This window comes from Streptomyces ovatisporus, from assembly GCF_042653885.1.
In the GTDB taxonomy this organism is placed as follows: Bacteria; Actinomycetota; Actinomycetes; order Streptomycetales; family Streptomycetaceae; genus Streptomyces; species Streptomyces ovatisporus.
Genome location: NZ_JBHSFH010000003.1, coordinates 188441 through 198677 on the forward strand (window position 1 = coordinate 188441; position 10237 = coordinate 198677).

The 10237-nt window shown below is 70.3% G+C and carries 10 protein-coding genes and 1 pseudogene; 5 read left to right on the forward strand and 6 right to left on the reverse strand.

Going from position 1 to position 10237, the window contains the following annotated elements; all coding sequences use genetic code 11:
• Window positions 1-278 precede the first annotated feature (278 nt).
• Both ACFPA8_RS02555 and ACFPA8_RS02560 read left to right on the forward strand, forming a co-directional pair.
• Window positions 279-911 (forward strand): TetR/AcrR family transcriptional regulator, encoded by a 633-nt coding sequence (locus tag ACFPA8_RS02555; protein ID WP_386441567.1) that lies wholly within the window; start codon window positions 279-281, stop codon window positions 909-911.
• A gap of 266 nt (window positions 912-1177) precedes the next feature.
• Window positions 1178-1969: a hypothetical protein gene (locus ACFPA8_RS02560; protein ID WP_386441570.1), complete on the forward strand. Its 792-nt coding sequence runs from the start codon at window positions 1178-1180 to the stop codon at window positions 1967-1969.
• A 75-nt stretch (window positions 1970-2044) separates the two neighbouring features.
• Here ACFPA8_RS02560 and ACFPA8_RS02565 read toward each other — a convergent pair whose 3' ends face one another.
• The 3 genes from ACFPA8_RS02565 to ACFPA8_RS02575 all read right to left on the reverse strand — a co-directional run bounded on the left by ACFPA8_RS02565 (window position 2045) and on the right by ACFPA8_RS02575 (window position 7155).
• Window positions 2045-2641, reverse strand: coding sequence for a hypothetical protein (locus ACFPA8_RS02565; RefSeq protein ID WP_386441573.1), 597 nt, complete (start codon window positions 2639-2641; stop codon window positions 2045-2047).
• 19 nt (window positions 2642-2660) lie between these two features.
• Window positions 2661-5195 (reverse strand): type 1 periplasmic-binding domain-containing protein, encoded by a 2535-nt coding sequence (locus ACFPA8_RS02570; RefSeq protein WP_386441576.1) that lies wholly within the window; start codon window positions 5193-5195, stop codon window positions 2661-2663.
• Window positions 5196-5346: 151 nt separating this feature from the next.
• Window positions 5347-7155: a hypothetical protein gene (locus tag ACFPA8_RS02575; RefSeq protein ID WP_386441579.1), complete on the reverse strand. Its 1809-nt coding sequence runs from the start codon at window positions 7153-7155 to the stop codon at window positions 5347-5349.
• Between the two features lie 164 nt (window positions 7156-7319).
• Here ACFPA8_RS02575 and ACFPA8_RS02580 point away from each other — a divergent pair, with 164 nt between their 5' ends.
• From ACFPA8_RS02580 to ACFPA8_RS02590, 3 genes and pseudogenes are all read left to right on the forward strand, one after another.
• Window positions 7320-7505, forward strand: coding sequence for a hypothetical protein (locus ACFPA8_RS02580; protein WP_386441582.1), 186 nt, complete (start codon window positions 7320-7322; stop codon window positions 7503-7505).
• Window positions 7506-7626: 121 nt separating this feature from the next.
• On the forward strand, window positions 7627-8598 hold the full coding sequence (gene add / locus ACFPA8_RS02585; protein ID WP_386441584.1) for an adenosine deaminase: 972 nt from the start codon (window positions 7627-7629) through the stop codon (window positions 8596-8598).
• A 150-nt stretch (window positions 8599-8748) separates the two neighbouring features.
• Window positions 8749-8838, forward strand: a pseudogene (locus ACFPA8_RS02590) (IS5/IS1182 family transposase); the annotation flags it as partial.
• 19 nt (window positions 8839-8857) lie between these two features.
• On the opposite strand, the gene ACFPA8_RS02595 reads toward ACFPA8_RS02590, so the two are convergent.
• The 3 genes from ACFPA8_RS02595 to ACFPA8_RS02605 form a co-directional block, all read right to left on the reverse strand.
• Window positions 8858-9556, reverse strand: a complete 699-nt coding sequence (locus ACFPA8_RS02595) for a zinc metalloprotease (RefSeq protein ID WP_386441587.1) — start codon at window positions 9554-9556, stop codon at window positions 8858-8860.
• Between the two features lie 187 nt (window positions 9557-9743).
• Window positions 9744-9974 carry a hypothetical protein gene (locus tag ACFPA8_RS02600; protein ID WP_386441590.1) on the reverse strand — a complete coding sequence of 77 codons (231 nt, stop codon included), beginning with the start codon at window positions 9972-9974 and terminating at the stop codon, window positions 9744-9746.
• Window positions 9964-10197 carry a hypothetical protein gene (locus ACFPA8_RS02605; protein ID WP_386441593.1) on the reverse strand — a complete coding sequence of 78 codons (234 nt, stop codon included), beginning with the start codon at window positions 10195-10197 and terminating at the stop codon, window positions 9964-9966. The genes ACFPA8_RS02600 and ACFPA8_RS02605 overlap by 11 nt, the downstream gene beginning before the upstream one ends.
• Window positions 10198-10237 lie beyond the last annotated feature (40 nt).

The window sequence follows — 10237 nt, forward strand, 5'->3', positions numbered from 1 at the left end:
TCCTTTCCGTCGTTGCCGGACGCGGAAGGGCGGCGGCCCTGCGCGTAGCGCTGCCGCCCTTCGGGCTCGGTGCGGACACACAGCGGCCATTCACGCGAGGCGCAGTGTGCTTGGTGCTCCGCGGTCGGATCCGACGTCGTCCGCCGGGGTGAACCCGGGGAAGCGGTACTCGAGTTGACGCATGCACGGCTTCGCCGACAGAGCGGTTGTACGGGTGCGGCAGGCACCGTGGCGATACTACACTACACCGTGCAGTGTAGTTCGGTTAAGGTGTGCTCATGCCGACCACGAAGACACTGCGCGAGGGGTCCGCTCGGAAGCGGGCCGCCATCCTCTCGGCGGCCCGGGAACTGTTCCTCGCCGAGGGCTTCGACCGGTCCAGCGTCGACGCCGTCGCCGCCCGGGCCGAGGTGTCCAAGCGGACGGTCTACGACTACTTCGGCGACAAGCAGACGCTGCTGCAAGCGGTCGTCGACGCCGTCGGCCAGTCACTGATCACCACGGTCCGGCGCACCCTGGACGACACCCTCACCGACCTCACCGAGGTACCCGGTCTCGAGGACGCCCTGGTCACGTTCTCGATGCGCATCGCGACCGACATGCTCGGCTCGGCCGAGTACGCAACGCTGCAACGACTGGTCCGCTCGGAATCAGGCCACCTGCCGCACCGGGGCTACAACTCCCTGGCCGACACCCCCGACGAGGCACTCGCCGAGCGGTTCGCCGACCTCGCCGCGGCCGGGCTGCTCGACGTCCCCGACCCCAGACTCGCGGCCGACCAGTTCATCGCGCTGACCTTCGGCGTCGCGCTGGACAGGCTCGGTTCCGCGAATGCCGCCGAGGACGCCCGCGTCCGGCCGCTCGTCGTCGAGGGAGTGCGGACCTTCCTTCGCGCATACCGCACCACGTAGCAGCTCCGCGGAACACGAGGCGACCGTCTGGGAGCGGCTCATCTCGGGGGCCTGGCACGCGAGCCGTGAGACCGCGCACCGGCCGGGACGCGTCCTGCCGCGGCACCGGGTCGCCCGCGCGCCGCGTACCGGTCGCCCGACCGGGCAGTCCAGGTCGGGGCCGGTGCCGTCCAGGCCAGAGGGACGGCCGAAAGCAGCCGCGTCACGGGCCGCAGGGACGGAAAGCCTCCCTCCGGCCGACAACGGCGACAGGGAGAGGAACGCGAGTGGTCTTCGGCACCAAACGTGAAGCAGTCCAGAGCCTCGACGCACGGGTCACCGGGATCGAATCCGGGATCAGGGAAGACGTCACCACCCGAACTCAGCTACTTCAGGCCGTCGGAACCGCGGGCAGCGACCTCGGACTCCGCATCGACGACCTCCGCCGCGCCCAGGACGAGACGACCCGCGAACTCACGGATGTGCGCCGGGACATCGCAGAACTCCTCACCCTCATCGAAAGGCAGCGGGCAGACACGCCGGAATGCCGCGCGGACTCACCGGAACCCGCGCAGGCCGGCGGGGCAGGTCCCCGCGGCGGGGCCGGGGGCGGCGGCGAGAGCGACGAGAGCAGCGGGGGCGGTCAGGGCGGGCACAGCGACGACGGTCACCTCGACGACCACTCCGATCTGCTCGCCCAAGCCGCCGGCCTCGCCGAGGCCCGGCTCGTCTGCCACCGCGACACCTGGGCCTTCGTCGTCGAACGAGCGGCCCACGGCGAGCACTTCCGCATGCCCGTCGACATCTCTCACACGCGGAACGGCACCGTCGAGGTCGAACTCTCCGGCCGTACCCTGCTCGCCGTCGTCGACGCGCTCTGGGAGGTGACGCAGACGCCGGGGACCGCGCCTGCCACCCACCATCTGGCCGCCCAGACCTACAACCGCATCCACGGTGCGCTGGCGCCCAGTTGCGCGACGGCCGGCGGCGACGTCGTCCGCATCGTCATCGACGACCGGCAGCCGCCGGACCCCGACGGACCCGGCGGACCCGGCGGACCCGGCGGCGCGACCGGCTGAGAGCGGGCCCGGGCCGGGCCCGTGCGCGACGAGCCCCGCCGCCGCGAATCCCGGCGGCGGGACCCGACTGCCTTGCTACGGCCGTACGTCGGCGCCACTCGTCGGACGGCCGCCCGCCGGCCGCGTACCGGAGGAGATGGTGAAGTAGCGGGCCCAGGGCGGTGTCGGGCGTCCCTGCCGTGCGCGTCTCGCCACGTCCTTGGAGAGGTTCACCACGCGGTTCGCCGCATGGGTGAACCACTCGCTGAGGCTGCCGCTGGACCGCTGCAGACGCCCCGTGTCGTCCAGGAGCCACACGGCCGGGTCCTCCAGTGCGAGGTCGCCGCCGTCGACCACTTCGTACCGCGTGCCGTCGTGGCAGGTCAGCACCAGCATTCCGGGGGCGTCGAGCAGTCCCGTGCCGTTCTGCCGGGTGTAGCAGCCGAGCGCCTCCGCCTTGAGTTCCGCGGGCTCGGCGTCGGCCATCACGAGGCGCTCGCCGAGGAACCAGGGGCCTTTGGCACCGCCGACGAGACGCAGCACCGAATCCGCCGCCGCGGGCAGGGAGTCGATCTGCTGGCCGCCGACGAGCCGTTCCAACTCCGCGTCCTCGGCGCCGCGGACGGCTTCCCGATCGAGGAAGGCGGTACGCGCCGCTTCGGTGTAAATGCTGCGCACGTGCTCTCGAACCATGTGTTCTTCCATCAGGGGGTCAGTCTTCGGGGCAGGTGTACGTGTCGTCGCCCTGCTTCCACTCCTTGCCGGCGTCGATGTTGTTCCCGGTCTTGCCGCAGACGAGCGCTGCTCCGGAACGGCCCTTCTTGTGGTGCAGGACGATCAGCATCTTGTTCAGCGGTCGCAGGGCACCGTTGGTGAACTGGATGTGTCCGCCGGCGCCCTCCATGCTGAAGGTGCCGTTGATGATGTACTGGTGGACGTTGCTGATGTCCAGGCTCAGGTCCACTTGAAGGGCCTTCTCCGCGGCCTGTGCGAAGACCTTCACCGCATCGTTGGCGAGTGACGCGTGTCCGTCGTTCGCCCAGAGGTCCTCGTCGCCGAACTCGTCGGCATAAGCACGGTTGAACGCCTTGGCCCTGGCGCTGCGGTGCGGATGGTCGACGGGCAGGGTGTGCGCCGTGTGGTAGAGGCGCAGCCAGGACTCGTCCGCGTAACCGCCGCTGAGTGCGGCGTTGGTGAGTTCGTTCCCGCCCACGATGGTCAGTTCCTCGTTCGCGCAGGCGGTGTTCTGGTAGTCCTCCAGAAACGCCTCGAACTCCCTCACCCGGGACGTCCAGTAGACGAGCGTCCTGGGTTCCTTCTCGACCCGCGTACAGACCGCGGCGGCCACGTCGCCCATGCTGTACTTCATTTCGAGATCGGTCTGGCCCGAGGCGCCGTGGGCGCTGGAGTCGCCGGGCGTGTAGCCGATGCGGGCTCCGGTGGACGGGGCCTCCGGGTGCCGGGCGAACTTCAGGCCGAGTTCGTTGCTGTAGACGTCGGCGGGGTCGGTGACCACGGCGACGTGACGGGGCGGTGCACACGAACTCGCTTCGGTGCGCACGGTGTTGGCCCTCTTGAGGAACGAGGCGACCACGTTCGCCTCGCGCACGTTGTTCGGTGCGACGCCGTGGTAGTACCGCCCGACCTCCATGCGCTTCGCGGTGGCCGTGGAGCTCACGACGGGAATCCGCGCGTCGTTGAGGAGTTCCAGAGCGGCGACGGTCCTGGTGCGGCTCTCGGTGAATCCGGTGACGCCCAGGAACTTGGAGTCCTTCTCGGCGTCGGCGACGATCTCCCGCGCCTTCTGCTCCGCCTTCTCGTACTGGACTCCGGCGTTGTAGCGCTTGATCTTCACCCAGACCCTGTCGTCGCCCTTCGGCGCGGACTCGTTGAGGGACCGCACCGCCATCGCCACGCCGCGGAGTTCGGGGATGGCGCCGCCGGAGCGCAGTTCGTTCATGCTCTCGGCCACCGTCGAGTGGACGAGCGCGAGCGTCACGGTCCGGTCGGGGTCGCCGTTCTTCTCCGCGTCCTCGCTCAGCCGGTCGATCTCGTCGATGGCGTCCTGGTACTGGGCCCCGGGCTTGTCGTGACCCTGGCGGCCCTGGCTGACGTACGTGGAGGCTTCCAGGCAGTCGGTGTTCTCGTCCAGGAAGGGCCCTTCGGTCCCGAGGAAGGCGAACAGCCCGAACATCCACGCCGCCACCGCGAGGGCCGTGGCCTCCACCAGCAGTTCCGTGCCGGGACGGACGCGCAGCCACGCCTTCCACACCGGCGGCACCGCCTGGGTGACGCCGCCCGGCTCCGGGAGAGCGACGTGGACGGACGTCTGTGCCTCCCTCCTGGCGTTCGCGAGTCGCCGTGCGGCCTCGGCGAGGTCCGGCCCCGCGGCTTCGGCACCGGGCTCCGGCGGCAGCGCGGCGACGACGACCATCGCGGGGTTGGGGCTCACGCGCAGCCGCTCGTCGTACAGGGAGATGAAGCTGCTGACGGTCTGCGCCCCTTCCCCGCTGCCGTTCAGCAGCAGAGCGGGACGTGCGCGGCGGCGTCGGCGGCCCGGGTGCAGCAGCCCCTGGCGGGCCTGCCCGAACAGGTCGGTCATCAGCGCCGTCAGCAACAGCCCGTCCCACGCGTCGGGGCCGGACCGGCGTACCTCGTCGAAGCGTTTGAGCGCCGCGTCGAGGGTGCGCGGTCCGCGGTAGCCGTCCGGCCACAGGGCTCCGTAGCGGCGGCCGAGAGCGAACCGCAACTGCCAGCGCTTCGCCCACAGCCGCGTGCGTCCCGCGTGCACCGCTCTCCGCAGTGTCGGCCACGGGATGTTCAGCGTGAACGGGCCGAGGGCGAACCCCCCGGTGGCGGGGACCTGTTGGCCCTCCCCCGACGGTGTGCGCGGCTCCTCGGTGATGCTGTGCACCATGTCGTAGGTGGGCAGCCGCCACTTCCCCGTCTCCGGCGGGCTGTCCCGGCGCAGCGTGCCGGCGATCTCCTCGATCAGCTGCGTCCTGGTGCGGTCCTGCCCGCTGATGTGGGCGTACGGGACGCACGGCGCCAGGCGGCCGAGCGTCGAGGAGCGCTGCAGGCCCTCCTCCAGCGCTTCGAGCGCCTGAACCGACAGTTCGGACCCGGTTCTCAGCACGACCGGCGGGAGCTTGGGCACCCGCTTCCTCAGCCGCCTGCGGGTGCGGACGGCGGCCCGGAAGGCATCCACGAAATCCTTGCGGCCGTCCCATCCGGGAAACTCCGGCATCGTCCCCGCCTCCCCCGTGGTCGTGTGCGCGAGGCAGACAGCCGGCGCCGGCCCGGAAGCCGGCAGGGGCTTCCGGGCGGTACTGACTGCCCGTCAACTCAGATGTATGTCAGGTGAGTTGTACATCACTTTGCATCAACCATGCACTGCGTCACTGTGGGAAGCCAGTGCGTGACTCCGGCCTTCGGCCGGCCGCGGCCGCCCGCCTCGTCCGGTGCGCGGAGTTTCCGGTCCCGTTGCCGGAGGCAGTGCCAGTCGTGGTGCCCGTCGTGGTGCCCGTCGTGGTGCCGGGGCGGGCCAGGGCCCGGTACTCCTCGCCGAGTTCCGAGGCGGTCGTCAGCGCCGTGAGGATGCGGGCCAGGGCGACGGCGTCGTCCTCGGTGGCGCTGAGGCGGCGGCCCAGCGCGGCGGCGTCCTCGTCCCCCGTGTCGTGGCCGGCCTGGGCGATGGTCCTGGCGCACCGGTGCAGCACGACGCTGCCGGCGGTGCCCGCCTGGATGGCGGCTTCCAGCGCGTACGGCAGCGCGCCCGCCGGGTCGGCGCACAGCCAGTGGTACATCTCCTCCAGGCGTGCCTGACGCCAGGAGGTGTCCTTCCACAGCCCCGCGGCGTCGAGCGACGGTTCCAGGGCCCGCCGCTTGTCGCGGTGCGCCCGGGCGAGCCGGGTGTGCTGCGCTTCCCAGCGCATGGGGGACTGCGCGCGCTGGAGACGGAGCATCGCGGTACGCACCACGTCGTGGTAGCGGCAGTGGCCGTTGTCCACGCTGACGAACGTCAGGCCGCGCAGCCAGGCGTACTCGTCCGCCAGCGGCTCGGGGGCGAGGAGACGGTAGAGGTCCTCGTTGAGTTGCCGGGGCAGCGCGCACGCCAGCGCGGTGCGGCGGCGGTCGGGGTCGGTCTCCCACTTGAGGAAGCGTTCGACCGCGCTGTCGGCAGGGTCGCCCACCGCGCCGGGGCCGCCCGGACGGGCCTGTCCCAGTGCGGCCACCCAGGCGGGCAGCCGTCCCGACAGGTCGAGGATGACGTCGACGACCTGCCGGTCGGTGACGTCGTAGGCGGCGAGGAGCTGACGGGCCTCGTCCTCGGTGAAGATCTCCAGCGGCACCTGCTGTACGAGGTCGAGGGCGTCGCCCCAGCATCCGCTGTCGAGCCGTCCCTGACCGCACAGCACCGTCTGCACGTTGACGGGCAGCGTGCCGTGGCGGGACTCGAGGGTGATGTCGCGCAGCCACGTCTCCAGCAGAGGCCCGGTGCGCTCGAAGGTGTCGAAGAACAGCACCACCCGGCTGCTGCGTTCGGCGACCTCGCTCAGCTCCGCCAGGAAGACGGGGGTGAGCACCTCCACGGGTGTGAGGACGAGTTGCAGGTCCTCGTGGCTGCGGAAACGTCCCGCGAGCGCCGAGCGCAGCTTCTCCGTCCCGAGCGCGGCCTGGTGCGGGTCGAGGGCGTTCGCGACGGTGCCGACGCCGGGGACGAGGCCCAGTCCCGCCAGTCCGAGCCGCGTGACGACGGCGCTGGAGACGGATGCGGTGGGCGGACCGCTGCCCTCGGCGCCCTCCCGATGCCCCGGCGGGGAGGAGAACGCGTCGTGAGCGGTCTCCAGTTCGTGGCGCCTCCGCCGGTAGGCGCCCACCTGCTTCGTGAACCTCTTCAGCGGGCGGCCCTGCTTCTCCAGCTGACCGCCGATCGCTTCCATCGCCTCGACGGCGCTGTGCACCTCGTCGCCGATGCGGGCCGTCACCGCGCCGCTCTCGCGGGCCAGATGCTCCCAGTGCCGCAGCAGCGTGGTCTTGCCCACCCCGCCGAGGCCGTGCACGTGGAAGAGGAACTGGAAACCGGGGTCCTCGGGATCACGGGTCAGGTTGTCCCGGAATACGGCGACTTCGCCGCTGCGGCCGACGAATCCGTCACGCAGACGCTGCTGGACCAGGTCCTGACGTGAACGCCTGTGCTGCACCATTCGCCCACCACCCTTACAGCGACGGCTCCGTGACGAGCCGTCATCGCGTGCCGAACAGGGAGCCGGGTCCATTGTGGACTTGTGTCACGGCGCGCAGCGGGCACGCCTCGCCGTAGCAGCGCACGGGGAGAACCCCCGCGGAGCAGCCGCCGCGCCCCAGGACCGTGGACTGCCCAAGGGCCGGCCAGTGCCTGCCTGGCCTCGCGCACCGCGGCGAGGACTTCGACCCGATCACCGCCCTGTGCGAAGCACAGCAGCGCGGCCTCACCGTCAACCGCGACCCCGACGAACTGTCCACGCTCCTCACCCGGCCGGCAGGCTCACATCTGATCGCGGGGGCCTGCGAGTGATCCCCACACGCTCGGGACGGTGGGCCCGAAGTAGCCGTGGAGACAGCAGAGGTCGCGTCGTCGGTGCACCTCGACCGCAGGTGACCTTGCGGGTGTGCCTCTTTGTGCAAGGCTCGGGGCCGTGACTTCCCCGAAGATCGAAATGCATGTTCATCTGGAAGGTACGATCCGCCCGGTCACATTGCTGGAGATCGCCCGCCGCAATGGCGAGGCATTGCCGGCTGACACGGTCGACGGCTTGGAGGATCTGTACCGGTTCACCGACTTCCGTCATTTCATCGACGTGTGGGTCATGACGACCAACTGCCTCAGAACCGCTGACGACTTCCGGCAGGTCGTCGTCGACTACGCGCGGCAGGCCCGGGACCACGGCGCGGTCTATCTTGAGGCGATCTTCTCCCCGGCCGAGCGTGTGGAGGCTCACGGCATCGGCTGGGACGAGATCTACACGGGCTACTGCGAGGGAGCTGTCGAGGCGCAGGAGCGATTCGGGCTGACGGTGCGGTTCACCCCGGATCTCTACCGTGGCTGTCCGGTGGAGTTGGCTGAGAAGTGCGCAACGGTGTCCGTGCGTTACCGGGACCGAGGCGTGGTGGGGCTGGGGATCGGTGGCTATGAGCTGCAAGGCCCCTTGGAGCCGTATCGAAGAGCGGTGCGGATCGCGCAGGACGGTGGACTCGCCTTCGTACCGCACGCGGGAGAAGCAGCCGGCGCGGAATCGATCCGGGAAGCCGTCGAACTCGGCGCCGTGAGATTGCGCCACGGGATCCGCGCCGTCGACGACTCTCTGCTGCTCGCCGAGTTGGCCGAGCGGGGTGTCGTGCTCGATGTCTGTCCGACCTCGAACCTGTGTACCGGTGTTGTCGAGCGGCTCTCCGCACACCCGCTGCCCCAGCTGCGTGACGCCGGAGTGCTGTGCTCGATCAGCACGGACGATCCGGCGATGTTCGGCACCGATCTCGACCGCGAGTACGAGTTGGCGGAGCGACTCGGGCTCCCAGCCGAAGACGCCTACGCCGCCGGTGTGGCCGGCGCGCTGTGTGAAGAGGAAGTCCTCAAACGCCTCCTGGACATGGAAGGCAGCGGCGGCTAGCGGGCGTGTCTCGAAGCAGGTGCAGCCATTCGTCGATGGCTGGGACGTGCAGGGTGGCCAGGTAGCGGACGGCGAGTTTGTCGAAGCGGGTGGCTGCCGCCCGGTGCGGTCGGGTGGCCGGGTCGGGTTGCCGTGACCCGGCCACCCGACAACTCCCGGGCCGTCGCAACGAGATACGACAAACGCGCCTACGTCTTCCACTGCACGATCACCGTCGCCGCGATCAGGCTCCGGCTCCGGCTCCGGCTCCGGACAGGCCTCAGTCGACGCCCAGTGTCCGCCCGTTGGCGATCAACGCCTCGACACCGTCGAGGTCGTGCGTGCTGAGCGTGCCCGCGTCGGACGTCGTACGGCCGCCGTTGGGCGAGCACATCACCGGCCTGACGCCGGACGGCGTGGTGACGCACTCGTACGTCTCGACCACGCCGTTGCGGTTCAGGTCGAGGTTCGGATGGTCGAGCCCCAGTACGTGCAGCAACTCGTGCACGAACGTGTTGCGCAGCTTGTACGGCGAGATGTACCAGCTGCCGTCGAAGTACTCGCTGTCCATCGACACGACGCCGCCCGCCGCCACGCCGTCCGCGGGGTGAGGGCACGGAGCTCCACGGCTGTAGCCGCCCTTTCCCATCGGGCGGTGCTCCTCCGTGTACTGGATGTGCCCCGTGGGCGGGCAACCGGCGTGGACGACGCTCTCCACGCCGCCGACGGCCATGTTCAGCCCCACAGCTCTCAGTTGTGCGACTGCCCCCGTCAGATACGGGGTGTAGCGCTTCTTCAGTTCGGCCGAGGCGAAGGTGACGGTGTACGGACGACTGGTGCTGAGTGCGGACACGCCGAACTGGGTGGTCAGCTTGAATCCGTGGCCTTGCGTGATGAGTGCGTCGGCGCGAACGGGGGTTACGGCGAGCGCACAGGTGACTGTCATTGCCGTGCCGAAGATGAGGCTGCTCCTCAGCATTGAGGCTCCTGTGAAGTTGTGTGGGGGGAGACGCCACCGTGACGCCCAGGGCCTCGACTGCGGCGAGAAGCCCGTACGGACAAGAAGACGCACGGGCGAGCGTTCTGGTTACCCAACAATATCCGATTTCTTCACAACTGATCCGTCCCGCAAACCAGGTGGGGCAGGATCTCGGACGCGAGGCCGGTCAGCGGGGCCACTTGAGGCTCTGCGCGTTCGCCTCGCGGACCTTCGCGAGGAGGACTCTCCGGCGCACCGCTTCCTCGTGCTCCTCCGGCCCGGCCGGGGCGGGCCCGGCCCCGGCCGGCACGTCCCTGACGGGCTCGTCCCCGCCCTGCCCGGCCTCCTCCTTCGCGGCCTCCTCCTTCGCGGCCTCCTCCTTCGCGGCCGCAGGCGGAGCCTCCCGCTCATCCCCCACGGCGGGCACCTCGCAGAGCGGCGGCGAGCTTGCGGGCGACGCTCGGGCTGCAGCGGCCGAGATCCACGAGGGGCGGCAGATGGTCACAGCCGAAGGTCACCGGATCGAGGCCGAGGGAGGGCAGCAGGATGTCCGCCTCGGCGAGTGCCCGGCGCAGTTCGTCGCGCGCCGCCTCCGCCTCTTCCACCACGTCAACCGCGTTGCCGCGTCCGGATGCTTCCATGTGCTCACGCTCTCCTTGCTCGTTCCTTCCTCCGGGCAAC